The organism is Mesorhizobium sp. WSM3859 (assembly GCF_002295065.1).
Lineage (GTDB): Bacteria > Pseudomonadota > Alphaproteobacteria > Rhizobiales > Rhizobiaceae > Mesorhizobium.
The window spans coordinates 403,735-417,782 of record NZ_NSGG01000005.1 but is presented as its reverse complement, the minus strand read 5'-3'; the positions used below and the strand labels follow the sequence as shown (position 1 = coordinate 417,782).

10 protein-coding genes and 1 pseudogene are annotated in these 14,048 nt (G+C 56.5%); 5 read left to right on the top strand and 6 right to left on the bottom strand.

Annotation, left to right across the window (positions count from 1 at the left end):
* The first annotated feature begins 58 nt into the window (after nt 1-58).
* Entirely contained in the window at nt 59-1,438 is a 1,380-nt protein-coding gene (locus CK230_RS14530) for a hypothetical protein (protein ID WP_141246028.1), read from the top strand.
* A 94-nt stretch (nt 1,439-1,532) separates the two neighbouring features.
* Here CK230_RS14530 and CK230_RS33085 read toward each other — a convergent pair whose 3' ends face one another.
* The 6 genes and pseudogenes from CK230_RS33085 to CK230_RS14500 form a co-directional block, all read right to left on the bottom strand.
* Nucleotides 1,533-1,670, bottom strand: coding sequence for a hypothetical protein (locus CK230_RS33085; RefSeq protein ID WP_176480095.1), 138 nt, complete (start codon nt 1,668-1,670; stop codon nt 1,533-1,535).
* A 377-nt stretch (nt 1,671-2,047) separates the two neighbouring features.
* A pseudogene (locus CK230_RS14525) lies at nt 2,048-2,479 on the bottom strand (ParB/Srx family N-terminal domain-containing protein); the annotation flags it as partial.
* A gap of 306 nt (nt 2,480-2,785) precedes the next feature.
* Nucleotides 2,786-4,237 (bottom strand): DEAD/DEAH box helicase, encoded by a 1,452-nt coding sequence (locus CK230_RS14520; RefSeq protein ID WP_095817831.1) that lies wholly within the window; start codon nt 4,235-4,237, stop codon nt 2,786-2,788.
* A gap of 430 nt (nt 4,238-4,667) precedes the next feature.
* On the bottom strand, nt 4,668-5,717 hold the full coding sequence (locus CK230_RS14510) for a hypothetical protein (protein ID WP_095817829.1): 1,050 nt from the start codon (nt 5,715-5,717) through the stop codon (nt 4,668-4,670).
* A gap of 12 nt (nt 5,718-5,729) precedes the next feature.
* Nucleotides 5,730-6,794 (bottom strand): hypothetical protein, encoded by a 1,065-nt coding sequence (locus CK230_RS14505; RefSeq protein ID WP_095817828.1) that lies wholly within the window; start codon nt 6,792-6,794, stop codon nt 5,730-5,732.
* Entirely contained in the window at nt 6,787-7,815 is a 1,029-nt protein-coding gene (locus tag CK230_RS14500; RefSeq protein WP_141246027.1) for a hypothetical protein, read from the bottom strand. Before CK230_RS14500 ends, CK230_RS14505 begins: the two co-directional genes overlap by 8 nt.
* Nucleotides 7,816-8,112: 297 nt before the next feature.
* Between CK230_RS14500 and CK230_RS14495 the strand changes: the two genes are divergently transcribed.
* The 4 genes from CK230_RS14495 to CK230_RS14480 all read left to right on the top strand — a co-directional run bounded on the left by CK230_RS14495 (nt 8,113) and on the right by CK230_RS14480 (nt 13,989).
* The gene (locus tag CK230_RS14495) at nt 8,113-9,138 is read left to right on the top strand and encodes a DGQHR domain-containing protein (RefSeq protein ID WP_245429912.1); all 1,026 of its coding nucleotides are present in this window, start codon (nt 8,113-8,115) and stop codon (nt 9,136-9,138) included.
* Nucleotides 9,131-10,771, top strand: a complete 1,641-nt coding sequence (locus tag CK230_RS14490) for a radical SAM protein (RefSeq protein WP_095817825.1) — start codon at nt 9,131-9,133, stop codon at nt 10,769-10,771. The genes CK230_RS14495 and CK230_RS14490 overlap by 8 nt, the downstream gene beginning before the upstream one ends.
* Before the next feature lie 125 nt (nt 10,772-10,896).
* The gene (locus CK230_RS14485) at nt 10,897-12,402 is read left to right on the top strand and encodes an ATP-binding protein (protein ID WP_245429911.1); all 1,506 of its coding nucleotides are present in this window, start codon (nt 10,897-10,899) and stop codon (nt 12,400-12,402) included.
* 216 nt (nt 12,403-12,618) lie between these two features.
* Nucleotides 12,619-13,989 carry a hypothetical protein gene (locus CK230_RS14480; RefSeq protein ID WP_141246026.1) on the top strand — a complete coding sequence of 457 codons (1,371 nt, stop codon included), beginning with the start codon at nt 12,619-12,621 and terminating at the stop codon, nt 13,987-13,989.
* Nucleotides 13,990-14,048 lie beyond the last annotated feature (59 nt).

The window sequence follows — 14,048 nt, the reverse complement described above, 5'->3', positions numbered from 1 at the left end:
TTCAGGAAACAAAATTTTCGGGGGGCGGGTAAACGTGCTCAAGGCGTGCGTCAGTCGCGTGCAACATGCCGTCGGACATGGCGGTTTCCACACGGGACACATTCGGGTCTTCGAGCCGCCAAGAACTGGTGCGGAGCCGGTCGGCCACACTGAGATTAGAAGCTTCCGCTATGTTTATGATTGCGGGTCCGAGCACGGCAACGCCTTCAAGAGCGCATTGAACGCTCACCGACTGAGTTGCGAGGGACGCACAGACATTCTGTTCGTGTCCCACCTGCACTCCGATCACATCAACGGCGTCGAACGCTTGCAGGCCATTGCACCGGCAGAGACCGTCGTCGTGCCGTATCTCGACGTCATCGAGCGCCTGATCTTCATTCTGGCGGACACGGAGTCCGGCGCCGTTTCAACATCGGCGCGCGAGTACTTCGGCAATCCAGCGGGCTGGTGGCTGAACCGCGGTGCGAGATACGTCATCTTTCTCGAGGCGGATGATGGCGATGCCCCGCGGCCGGGGGGGCCGATGGAGCCCGATGGTCCGATCGACGATGGCGACGGTGACGGTGACGACCGTCGGGAGCCGATGGCATTGCCGGAAAGGAAGGGCCCCGGCGCCCGGCTTGCCCATCGCCTGCGTAAGCCCAGTGGACCCGTCCCGGAAGGTCTGACGGCCGCGGACGAAAAGAGGCGGGAAGCCAACGAGGGCGCCGTTCTTGCGGGCGCAGGCTCATACATACGGCTCGAATGGCGCTATCACGAATATGCACATTGGCAGGTCGGTGACTGGATCCTGCTCCCCTATGTGCATCCAGCCGACAAGGCCGTTCGTTCCCGCTTCCAGCGGGCGGTCACAAAGGCCCTCAGGATCAGAGGTGGCAACGAGGAAAAGCTCGCAGCGAAGTTGATCGAATTTCTTTGCTCGCCCCAGAAGACCAAGGAGCTCCTCGATCTCTACGGCGAGCACTTCGGACACGGTCACAACGCCCTGTCGATGTCGCTCTATTCCGGGCCGTGTTGTCGAAGCACCGGATCAGCCAATGACGATCGTCGCTGGCATCGATACGGATGGCCCGACGCGGACTATCCGCACCCTTTCGTCGACTTGGCTGAACCGGTGGGCTGGCTCGGAACGGGAGATTCCGCGCTAAAGCAAAAGCTACGGCGCGACGCGTGGCTGAACTTCTATCAGCCGTACTCATCCAACGTCGGTGTATTGACGCTGCCCCATCACGGATCGGCCCACAATTTCCATGACGAGATCCTAGCGTTTGAAGGCCTGAGAGCCGCCCTGGCCACGACGGTCGAGAGCCGGGAAAGGGTCGCGGGGATGCGCGGCACGCTTGCCGCCGTGGAAGCCCGAGGGATTCGCGGATATGTCGTCGACGACCGGCGCACCAGCAGCTACCGGTTCTGGTGCGGACGGATCATGGGGAGGTGAGATTGGAAGTTCTGGTCACGGGATCGCTATGGCGTCTGCGCTGATCGTCAACTGCCCTGAAGAGGCGGACGAACTGATGTCGCTAGTGCGGGCGTCAGCCGCACGAGCGCGAGACTGGATATCCGCGCAAACCGGAGATCCGCTCGACATGCTGCGACGGATCAAGTTCGAGCCTGTCGGCTTTCATCCGATCGAGGATCGCGCGCTCAATTTCATCGAGCAGATCAATCAAACCTGGACTTTCGCAGTCGCAATTGCCGCCGCCAGGCAGTTGCTGAAGCTGCACCCGAATGTCGGCGGCTTCCGCCTCGCGCCCGGTGCCACTGCGTCCCTTGAGCTCGATATCATGAGTGTCGAGCCGGGTGAGGTTGGCGCGGAGACTTTCGCTGCGGTGACGCCCCGCAACAATGGGAAGCTTGCGGCAGACCTCGCTAAGCTCGCGGGGCGGCCGGAACGCCACCGATATGTGTTTTTCATGTCTCCGTTGTTCCCGGGAAACACGCGATGGCCGCAATTTGAGAAAGACGGGATTGAGATCTGGTCGATCGATGTCTGACGTGCGAACCGGCCCCTCCTCGCGGCGAAGTCGTCATGTGACTGCGCGGCCGCACGCGTGACGTTCTCGTCCAGGCTGATCTCGAACGGGTCGTTCGCCGTGTCGATGACGCAGCGGATCGGCTCGGTCTTCTTGATCTCCTTCCGCTTCACGCGGAGCAGTTGCGCCAGTCTGCGGCCTTCGCCGATGGTAACGAAATAGAAGCCGGTCGGCTGGCCGTCTGCGTCAAGCTCCGGCTCCACAACGAGGTTCTGGAACATGCCCTTGGCGGCGATGCTGGCCGCGTAGGCCTCGATTTCAGCCTCGCGGTGCGGGGTCTTCCTCGCATTGCGCGGCGACTTCTTGAGCTTGTCGAGCGGGATGAATACCTCCGTGCCGCTCGCAGGGATCGCCGCCGCTTCCGCGTTCGCGGGCGCGCCCGACGTTTCCGTCTGATCCGCCACCGGCACCGTGGCAGTCTTGGTCTTCTTCGATGTCCTTGCCATTGTCCTGATCCTTTCTCTCGTAAATGCCGGAGGCATGTCCCCCGACATGCGTCCCGGGGGCGCGTGAGCGCGCGGCAGAGAGGGGGGCCAAGGCCGGCGAGCAGGGCTGGGCTGCGCGCCGAGCGGGGCGGATTGGATCAGGACAGAAGATGAGAACTATGTGCCGCCTTGCGAGCGGGCGGCCCCGCCCTCGCGCAGGCGGCATTGGCGGGGGAGAGATGGCCAAGACCATCTCTCCCACGGATCGAAACAGGCATTATTTAAGAAAGATCTCGGCGAGCTCGCACAGGTCATACGTCAACTCGGCTAGCCAGCTGGTTGATCGTGCGTGGTTGATCCGTCCGAAGGCCACAGGAGCGCTCGCATAAGCTCCGGTTTGCTCAGTGTCAGGTCGGCGGGACCGATGGTCTCAGAATCCTTTTGCACAAACCGCGCCAGCCTGTGCTTCTGCTCCAGGCTGTAGTCGATGAATTGGTCGATGGTTGCATTCGCAAGCAGGAGCACAATTTCGCATGGCCGCGTCTGGGAAATGCGATGTATGCGATCCTGCGATTGGAGATAATCGACCAGGTTGAAGGTACGATCGAGATAGATCGCTACATTTGCCTCGGTCAAAGTTAGGCCCTCTCGGGCAGCAGCCGGATTTGCAACAAGAAGGCGCACGGTTTCATCGCTACGAAATGCTTGCACCGCGCGGTCTCTTTCAGGTGTTTTCATTTCCCCAAACAGCGTGACCGGGTGATATTGAGAGTACCGCATTTGGAGTGTTTCGATGTTACCAACAAACGACGTCCAGACGATCGCTTTCTGACTACGTTGATCGATGTGCGTTGTCAGCAAGTCATCCAGCGCGGTGAACTTGGCAGGTGCCTCGTGATAACCTGCATCTAGCAAGCCAGGATTCGAAGCTAGCTGTGCGAGCCGAACTAAGCGGGCAAGAATTACCTCTGCTTGCTTGAGCACCTGCTCGCCATCTAGCGTTGTTACCCAGAGGGCCAACTCGTTGCGCATCTTATCGTACATAACGCGTTGGTGGCCGCCGAGATCAATGTGCACCCGGCTGGCATTCTTCGGAGGCAGTTGGATCGTCCGTTCTTTGAGACGCCGCATTGAAAAAGTTGAAAGCTGTTCGCGAAGGTCGTCCACATTTTTGTAACCGCGGGAGCTACCATAGCGTGATCGAAATTGCTCCGGGGTGCTGCCAAGACTTTCTCCACCATCGAGAAAGAAGATTTGGCTCCACAGATCATCCGGCTTGTTTGCAACGGGCGTTCCGCTGAGCAGGTAGCGACGCGTAGCATCCGACCGCAGTTTCAGGATCGCTTTTGTAACCTTTGCGGCCGGCGTTTTGATGCGGTGGCTCTCGTCGAGCACGAATGCCATCGGTTTGAACCGCAGCAGGGCTCGAAGTGAGGCGAGCTCTGTCTCCACCGCTTCATAATTGATCACATAGAATGCGGCACGAAGGCTGCGGAACGCCGTCCGGCGCGCCTTCCGGCCGGCGCCAAACACTGCGTACGAAAGCGAGGAGAATCGTTCAATTTCGGCAGCCCACGTGCTCTTCAGGCCGTTCGGACATGCGATAAGCGCTCCACGCAGATTGCCCGCCTCGATTTCTGCGCCGATTGCATCAATGACCTGCTTACTCTTTCCAAGGCCCTGTTCATCGAAAAGGGCAGCATACTTGTTGGAGCGAAGGAACGCTGTCCCGTCGGTCTGGTGTGGCAGGAGAACGTTGTCGGATTTCGCGCGAGCCATTGCGATCACCTCGAGAGAAGAATATCCGGGATATGCAGCCGGATGATGTGACGTGCTCTAAGAAGGCCGATATCAACTAGTACGCGGTCAAGCAGGCTGGCGGCTGACCTGGGAACCGCAACATATAATGGACAGGGGCGCGGATCGTTCAGCAAGCGCGTAAACCCGAACACACCGAGCTGTTTTCTGGTGTGCTTTGTGTCGATGTCGGCGCCGGTCTTTGCTTCCGCGAATGCAAGCAGCGCGTCGCGTGACCGCAGCCCCCACGCGTCAGGGCGAACTCCATCAATTGAGAAAGGGATAGGAAGAGAATTCCAGACGCCTGCCTGTGGCGCGGACGATTCGAATCCGCACGGCTCGAAGCCATCGAACCTCATCCGCCGCGCTGCCCATACCAAAAGCCATTGATGACCCATACTCGGCACTTGCATCACCGGGCGCCAGAGTAGATTCCGTCGATGCGCTTCATGGAGTTGTTCCGGAATTCTCGCACGTTCGAGAGGACTTCCTCGACTTGGACTTGGAGCGCCTCCAGGATCGCAAGCCGTTCCGGGCTAGTTTGAATCTGGACGAACTCATTCACAGACATGTCTTTGAGGCGGCTGCGGGCTCGTTCCAAGAGCAAATAGAGTTCCTGTTCGCGGGGATTGTGCTCCGCGAGATACTCCTCGGCAGCGTCGAATCCCTCGACTTCGAGTAGACGCGTCGCTTCTGGCACGTCCAGAATCTTCGGCAGCCGGCGGACTCTCATGCCGGTATTGATGCGCTCGTCACGCACCCAGCGCGCAAACCGCTCGGGGAGATCCGCGATCTTGTCGGAGTGAGACTGAATGCGGCCGTTCTTCGTGAATTCGAGAAAATACGAGAACTTGCTCCGGTGTTCTGGATCGGCGGGGTCCGCTGTGATGGGGAAGTACATCCGATCCATGAAATTCGCTGCTTCGATTTGCTGGCGTACCTCGCTCGCAGTCATGCGATATCGTTCCGCGACCTCAGCCTCGATGAGACCTGCCTTCACGAGAGCACGCATCTGCAGAGCCTTCTCATAAGGCGCCCAACCTCTTACCGAGCCGAGGTGGATTTCATTGAGCAGGTCTTGAATGATGTGTTCTGGCGTATCGGGGTCAATGACCCAAGCAGGAATTTTTGCGAAGCGCGGGTCGCCTGGATACTCCTCCTTCGCCGACCGCATAGCAACAACGCGGCGATTTCCCTCGGCGACAGTACGGTTATGCCGGATGTAGATTGGTTCTTGGACGCCACCCGACAACAGGATGGAGCGCTTCAAAGCCTCCGTATCCTCTTGGCTCGTCAGCAACAGCGTACAAGCTGGGTCGCCGCGTTGATCGGGTCCTAGCTGGCTGATGGAGAATCCAATCCGCGGGTTGCTCGCATCGAGGATGACCTCGTCCGGATCGATCTCAATCAGGTCAAGCCGGACTGAATGTCCTTGGATGTTACGCGTATAGACCAGGGCCATTTGAAGTCTCCGTCATTTGAGTTCGCATAAGTCGACAAATCGATCGAGCGATTCCTTTAAATTTCGAACAATGGCTCGCGCGCCGCCTGTCGTGTCCTTGCGAACCCGTTGAATGTCATCGAGGCGAGAATCGACCAGTGCTTCCGTCATCTCGATCATCAACTTGAAAAGGGGAGATGTGAGTTCCGGTCGATCCAATTCCAGGATCTTCAACGCAGCATCACGGCCTTGCTCTTTGAACGCCGCGAGAGCTCGGCTGTTGGTCACGATGTCGCGAAGCTCTCGCACATCTTCGCCACGTGCGATCCTACCCTTGCCGACCCACTGGACAAAGTCATCAAGTGCTTCCGGGGAGCGGCTCGCCCAGTCCCGAAGCTCGGGCTTCTTAAATAGCTCGAGGAAATAGCTGAACTTATGTACTGCTCCAGGCCCAGAAAACGTGACAAGGTATTTGTTCTTCATTGCATCGAAAGCGCGAATATTATGATTGATCGCGGTCTTCGATGTTTTGAGGAGTTTTGCTATCTCGTCTTGGGTAATGCCAAATTGACTAAAAAGTTTGTGAATGTGTCCGGCCTTCTCGAAGGGTGACCATTTGTTTTTGCCTCCGACGTGCAACTCGCCCAGCAAAATTGCCACCTGTCGATCTGTGATTTCGGCTGGCAACACACGTGCGGGAATGGTCTTCCAAAGCGGGCTCTCGGGAAAGTTATCCCGCAACTTTCGATAGACGACTGTTCGACAGTTGCCCTCGGCCACGACCAAGTTGCTGCGCACAATGATGCGTTCAACAAGCCCCTTATTCTCCAACACGGACCTGTAGAGGTTGTGAACGTCGGGATCCTGCCACAACAAATCCCGCAGGCCCTGCTGGAGGGCTTCGCCAGATCCGAAACTCCCTACTGCGACAGTGTTGGCCACCCGCGGGTTAGTTGAATCAAGCACCACATTATCCACCGGCAGATCCTGACCGCGGATCTGCACTTTCATGCCGTCGAGAACGATCTCGTCGACCTGCTCGACGACAATCTTTGGTCCTTTACTGCGGCTTGCGGCCGCAGCCGCCTGATCAGGCATTTTTGCCCCCGAGTTTGATGCCGGCAACGGCGGCGACGTTGTGGATGGCTTCGTAAAGGTCGACGAGAGCTTGCCGGGCGTTGTCCGACGTTCTCAGCAAGGTGATGTCAGGCTGGGTCATTTTGCCGAGTGAGCGAGCGAGACCTTTCATCGTCTTCAGCGTCTTCGACTCGGCGACAGGGTCCGTCTCCGTCAGAACCTGGCGAGCAGCTTTGAATCCATTCTCTTTGAGAGCGATGGACGCTCTCTCGCTTTTGAGCACTTTGTCCAACTCGCGAACTTCGACACCTTTGATCTTGTTCTCGACGATGAGCTTTGCCACCTGCTGCCGAACGTCTGGGTTCTTGCGAAAAGGTTCGAGGCTTTTTCGCTTCACGAATTCTAACGCGTGGCTGAACTTCGATTCCAAGATGTCGCTGCCGTTCCCATTTGAAACCTGCGGCAGCACCTCCTTGACGAGATAGTCATAGGCCTCAAGATACTGCTCGATCTCGCGCTCGGTCATGCGGGTTTCATCTGCGATTTGAGCGGGCGTCAGATTGTAGGTGTGGCGCAAGTGATAGATCTGATCCGCCTGAGCGTACGGGCGCCAGACCGTCTTTCCCGCAATATGATATGATGCCATGAGCCGCGCGAGCACTGAAGCAGGCACTGTGCTGGGAAGCCTTACGACCGGCATTTTCGTCCAGCGAGGATCAGCTTTATTGCCGTTGTTCAACATCTTGTATACGGCGGCGCGGGTGTTACCTTCGACGACAAGCCCATCGTGCCGCAAGATCACAGGTTCGTAGAGGCCACCTGCCTTGCGGATGGCCTTCTGAAGAGCGTCATACCCAGGCTGATCCCGTATGAGTCCAAGTAGCTCATCGGAATTGAGCGCCTTGCCCCCCTTTCGGTGCTGGATTTGAAACCTTATTCGAGGGTTATCGGGGTTCAGATGAACATCGTCCACCGCCATCAACTCGTGAGTCACTTCAACCACGCATCCCGCGATGGTTAGCGATGTCCCATGTGCCGGCATAAGCCTCTCCCCGTCCAGTATCAACATTATACCCCAGTACTGCCCTCTACCAGCCAATACTAACCTATTCAGCTCAGCGGAGTCAAACGAACCCCATTGAGAGAAATCTCGTCGCTATATCAATTAGTTAAATGACTCGATGCGGGTCGCTCGACAAGAACCCGCGCCCGAAACTTTTCAGCTTTTGAAACAAATCGTGATCTGCAAACGACGCGAAAATTGGATAAGTTGCCGCCGTATCCCCTCAAACCTGCATTCCTGGAATGCAGGTTTGCTCTTCATCCGATGCGAGGCTCCGTGAGCGAGATCATTCTCGAGTGCATATTGGGAAGCTGTGCTCAGCGCCAAGTTCTGCTCGGCTTTGCGCCTGCTGGCACGCTGCATGCCATTAGCTTCGCTGATATTTTGGACGAAGATACCGGACGCGGCTACCAGCGTCGGTTCAATGCCCAGCACAGTCTCGATTTTCGGCGCTACATCCGCCAGCCAACCAGCGCCACCATTCCGCTCACGTTCAATCTGAGACCGCGTACAGACAGTGCCTGGCAACTACTCAAGTTAGATCAAAGGCGGGCAAATGTTCGGATCAATTCAGAGGTCGGCAAGGTGTTGGCGCAGGTAGATTGCCAACATCGTCTCGGCCACCTCGGCGACCTCGCGATTGAGCTTCCATTTATGTGCTTCATTGGCCTGTCTGAACGAGAGGAAATGGAAGTCTTCAACGTCATCAACAGCAAAGCGAAGGGCCTCAGCACCAGTCTGCTTGATTTTCACGACGCCCAACTCTCGATAGATCTGGTAACCGACCGGCCGGAACTCTTCATAGCACTCTTCCTTAAGAACGACCCTCGATCACCCTGGTGCCATCAGCTCGATTTAGGCGGCGCCGCTACCTCAGGTATGGCAAGGCGAGCCTCGCTAAGGACCCTGCAAAAGTCGATCAAGCGATTTCTCGCTAAGACAAAGATTACCCGCTTCCGATCAGCCGAGGCCGCCGCGACCATTGTCCTGGATTTTTGGCGGGCCGTTGCTGTCGTGTTGGCCGAGCAATGGACCAATCCCCGGAAGCACCTCGTCACGAAAGGTATCGGAGTTTACGCGCTGATGGATATAGCCGCTGACTTGTACAACGAAGTCAGGCCTTCGATGACGTGTGACAAGCGATACTTTGCGGCAGCACTCTCCGACTTTGCCGGTGAATTCGATTGGTCGACGGAGGGATCACTCAAAGGACTCGGTGGCGAGGGAGGCGTTAAGACAGCGGTCGGCCTCATTCGCGACGCACGAAAGAAAGCAAAACTGCGGGTCGTCGCGAATGCCTAACAAGAAAATATTGCTGATAGAGCCTGGGTACCGAAATAAATATCCGCCGCTCGGTTTGATGAAAATCGCCCAATACCACGGCCCACGTGGCAAACAAGATCAGGTCCGCTTTATAAAAGGGGAAGACCGGTCTGTGCTCGGCCAGGCATGGGATCGCATTTACGTCACAACTCTATTCTCATTCGAGTATCCAAAGATCGCACAGACGATCGACTTCGCTGTCGAGGTAGCGAACGGTCAAGCGGACAAAGTGTTCGTTGGCGGAATCGCAGCTTCCCTCATGCACGACCGCTTCTTAGAAGAGCGGCGATGGCGAGGAGTTCGGTTTATCAAAGGCTTACTATCCGCGCCTCCGGCCGTTGCCTTGCAGCTCGATGATTTTTCAGAGGAGCTCTACGCCGACGACGTTAACGGGCGGCCAATCGAGGACCTGGTTCCAGACTACAGCATTCTTGACCAGATTAGTTACAAATACCCAGTCCGTGACGCCTACTTCGCTTATACATCGCGGGGATGCATCCGGAAGTGCCACTTCTGCGGAGTCCCCAAGCTTGAGGGTGGCCAGCGCGATACCGAATCCCTCACAGGACTCGTGCGAGCCATCGATGAGTTGTACGGGCCTAAAAAGGACCTGACGCTCATGGACAACAATGTCGTAGCGTCGCCGCGTTTCAAGGAGATCATCGCCGAAATACGTGATCTCGGCTTCACGCCTGGCGCTAAGCTCACGCGCGAGGGGATGAGAGTTCCGGTCCAACGCCGTGTCGATTTCAATCAAGGCGTCGACGCTCGTATTCTTTGCAAGGATCCAATGTATTTGCGGGAGCTGGCGACTATCTGCCTGAAGCCCCTGCGCATCGCCTTTGATCACCTCGGTGTGAGAAAGCCGTACGAACAATCAATCCGTTATGCAGCGGAATTCGGTCTCACAGAGCTTTCCAACTATATGCTCTACAACTTCCACGACAGCCCAGATGACCTGTTCGAGCGGATGCGCCTGAACGTCGCGCTCAACGAGGAGCTTGGGATCCGCATCTGGTCCTTTCCGATGCGTTATCAGCCTACCAACCGGCCTGACCGTGGTCACGTCGGAGAGAAGTGGACGCGATACCACTTGCGGTCCATGCAGATCATTCTCCAAGCTACGCATGGCGTCGTGAGCGGCGCCCCAGACTTTTTCAAGCGCGCGTTTGGCGACACGCTCGACGAGTTTCATCACATTCTGCGAATGCCCCACGACTATATTTTCAACAGGGATTGGTATGAACGCTTCGACGGAGAAGCGGAGCTTGATGAATACAAAATGGTAGCTTCAAAGCTCGATGAACAGGACCAAGCTGAATTGCTGTCCCTTCTTTCGTCCTGCGATCCGCGTCATTTCTCATCGCTTGCCGCTCAAACATCCAATCAGAACGTGCGTCGGGTGTTGCCGTTCTACGTGCCGAAGCCGAAGAGCGAACTCTTCGCAATTTGGGAACGGCAGAAGCAATTTGCGACAGCCGCTGCCGACGTGAGAAGCGAAATTGCAGAGGACGAGCGAGTTGAAGATGCAGGTCTCGAGTTTGAGCAACCGGAGATAGCTGCACCTGCCCTTCAAATCCAAAAGCGTGAACAGGTGCGAGCAGCAGGATGAGTAATCGGGGACAGGTGTCTAGCGCAATCAGAGCTGCTACGAAGACGGCAAGTGAAGCGGAATGGGGTCCAGGCCCGGAACGGATCGTCGTTGGTAAGGACGTTCTGGAGCTGCTCAGCACGTCGATGTACGTCGATCCGATGACGGTGTACCGCGAATATGTACAGAATGCTGCCGATGCGGTTGACGAGGCACGCGCAGCGAAGCTCCTTTCCTCTCGAGAACGGGGAAGAGTGAACATATCAATCGATCCCGTTTCGCGTTCGATTAAGATCCGTGACAACGGAGTGGGCTTAGCGTGGGAGGCCTTCCTCTCCCGAATGTGCAATGTGGGCAGCAGTCCCAAGCGGGGGACCGCCTCCCGTGGGTTTCGTGGTGTCGGGCGCTTGGCCGGTCTCGGCTACTGTCAGGAACTCTTCTTTCGGTCACGCGCGCTGGGAGACGGGCAGGTTTCAGAGCTCCGGTGGGACTGCCGTCGGCTTAAGTCGATCCTGAGAAGTGCTGACCTTCAAGGAGACCTCTCCGACTTAGTCCGCGATGTGGTCACGGTGCGGCGCATTTCCCCGGCCAATTTTCCAGATCGGTTTTTCGAGGTGGAACTCAGAGGGGTCGTTCGGCATCGCAATGATCGCATGCTCAATAAAGAGGAGGTCGAATCATATCTCTCTCAAGTCGCGCCAGTCCCTTTTTCTCCTTCATTTCGTTTCGGAGAGGATATTTCGGCGGCGTTGCGAGCGTATGTTGAACTGGGGGAACTTGATGTCCGGATCAACGACGCGGACGAACCAATCTTTCGTCCACATCGCGACCAGATCGAAATCGAGGATGGGGAAAACGAAAAATACACCGAGCTTGAGTTTCATGAAGTGCCCGGAATCGACGGAGGCGTTGCCGCTCTCGTGTGGATACTTCATCATGGTTATGCTGGCGCCATTCCTCTCCGCGCGGGCGTGAAGGGATTGCGTATGCGAAGTGGCAACATCCAAGTGGGAGGCCACACGCTGCTCGAAGAGCTTTTCCCAGAGCCTCGTTTCAATGCTTGGGCCGTCGGCGAAGTTCACCTTATTGACAAGAGGGTCGTTCCCAACGGTAGGCGAGATAACTACGACCAGAATACTCATCTCGACAACGTGTTAAATCATGTCGCTCCGATTGCGCGCGATATCGCGCGTCTCTGTCGGCAGAGTTCTATTACGCGCAAGTGGCTCCGCGAATTCGAGCTGCATAAATCGGCAGCACTGGAGAGTGCCGAGGTAGTCGCACGCGGTGCTCTTTCTCGGGCGAGCCGGAAAGCTCACGCCGAGTCATCTGCCAAGTCGCTCTCGCAAATGCGGCGGGTTGCTGCTCAACGGCACTTAGCGGAGGAGACTCGTGTTTTGCTGGGCGTTGAGGCGGATGCAACGGCCGCTCGCGTTGAAGAGCTTCTTTCGGTTGAGCTAGTCGCTAAAGACCCTCTTGAGCAATTTAAACCTCAGGTACGGTTTGCATATGAGCATATTATTGGTTTGATCTATGAGTGCTCGACAAACCGATCTGCTGCAAAGTCTCTCGTCAGCAAAATATTAGGCAGGCTTGGAGAACCCTCGTCGAAAGCAAGCAATACTCCCGTATCGGAGCCTCCAGGCCGTTAGGCACTGCTGTATGACAGAAGCGACGTCGCGCTGGTTAACACCGCATTCTTTGATCGTTTCAGCTTGAGGTTGCCTGTTGGGCGTGTTTCAGAATGGCGCCATAGGCATGGTCATGCTCGTGCACGTGCCCTTCGCATAGCAATCACGAGATGTTATTCCTCAACAGCCTTTCTTGACGGCTAGGGGCGTGTAGCGAATCCAGGGGGACCATTAACGGTGAGCAATTTCTTCGACGAACGTCCTGTGGTGAAGGCGGAGGATCTCCGTGGGCCACGAGTGTATTCAACGGACTTGTCAGCTTCGCTATACGATCAGAACGATGAGGGAAATTCCCTTCTGATCGCATCGCGCGCGCTGAAGATAAAGATCATCACCAAAGGACTCGTTACTCTGAATTGCACGCACCTTGTTTCACCTTTCGGGGTGCGGCTACTTGAGAAATATCCCGATGTGATAGCCGGCGACGCCATTTTGCCGGCATTTCGGACAGACAAGAGCAACCTCGCAGACTACGTGGAGGATGCTCAGATATTTGAGAAAGCCGGAATCACCGAGAAGCAGCTTGGGGATCACATCGGGTTGTTGTCGGCAACGGTACGGCAGGTCATGCCGTGGGAGCTCGCCGACGTCGGTGCTCGCTTTCGAGATATGGTTCTCGTTGGCCTTCGCAGCGATCACTCAAGGATTTGTCGGCAGCTGGACCAGGAGTTCGGTTTTTCCCGCGATGACAGGGAAAAGCTCGCCTCTGAGATTGCGAGCTTAGACTTCAGCACCAGTGCCAATATCCGCGAGTATGTAGCGAAGCTACCGGAAGGGCCGAGGACGCCGATAGATCGATTTGTAACGGCCTGCTATCACATGGTTGGGACCAACGTTGTCCACTGTGAGACGGGCACTGATCTCAGCCCGCTCTCGAATTTCAAGATGGAAGACGTCCTTCTCTCGGGGCAACAGGACGCACACCTGACTGATGAGGCAATCTTTCTGGAGTTATTCCTCGCCACTGCCCTCGATAAGATCCAGTCCATAGCGATTCCATCGCAAATTATCGATTCTTTGTCTTTCAAGCACGTTCACCTTTTGAGCGGTGCCCTTAGGAAGGCGGGTTTTCAGGAGAAGTACGACCAAGTCATCCAAACCTGCCTTGAAGCCATATCAAAAGCCGACAAGCGTGAGGCATTGGAAGCAATCGAACCCGGAGATATAGCAGCTGCTGTGTCGGAGCTGGCGGACACATTTGAGCAGGAAGTGACAACGGAAATCCCGAAATATTGGACCAAGGCGGCCGCAGAGGCAAAGAGTGAAGCGTATCAGGCCGGCACCGACCTAGCGGGAGATGCTGCGGGTGCAGTCCCTGTTTTGGGAACCGTTGTGTCAGTGGCTGGCGCGATGCGCAACGCATCCAACCTCACTCTGGCTGCAGTAGACTTCTACGAAGCGAGGGACGCCTTGAACCAAGCGCATGAGCGACGGAACAAACGAATCCGCGCTGTTATCGACAAGCTGGATTTTAACGGCAAAGCTAAATTACTAGACGCGGCCGCACTACTGGCGGACGTACACGTGGCGGCAATTACCCGGGTCTAGCGTCGGCCGGCCGACGCCTTGCTAATGACATAACTGGGCAGCTGCTCCTCGATACCCAG

Coding starts and splice junctions, on each gene's coding strand:
- CK230_RS14505 (WP_095817828.1), bottom strand. CDS start 6,794: ATGCCTGATCAGGCGGCTGCGGCCGCAAGCCGCAGTAAAGGACCAAAG.
- CK230_RS14510 (WP_095817829.1), bottom strand. CDS start 5,717: ATGGCCCTGGTCTATACGCGTAACATCCAAGGACATTCAGTCCGGCTT.
- CK230_RS14520 (WP_095817831.1), bottom strand. CDS start 4,237: ATGGCTCGCGCGAAATCCGACAACGTTCTCCTGCCACACCAGACCGAC.
- CK230_RS14500 (WP_141246027.1), bottom strand. CDS start 7,815: ATGCCGGCACATGGGACATCGCTAACCATCGCGGGATGCGTGGTTGAA.
- CK230_RS14490 (WP_095817825.1), top strand. CDS start 9,131: ATGCCTAACAAGAAAATATTGCTGATAGAGCCTGGGTACCGAAATAAA.
- CK230_RS14485 (WP_245429911.1), top strand. CDS start 10,897: ATGTACGTCGATCCGATGACGGTGTACCGCGAATATGTACAGAATGCT.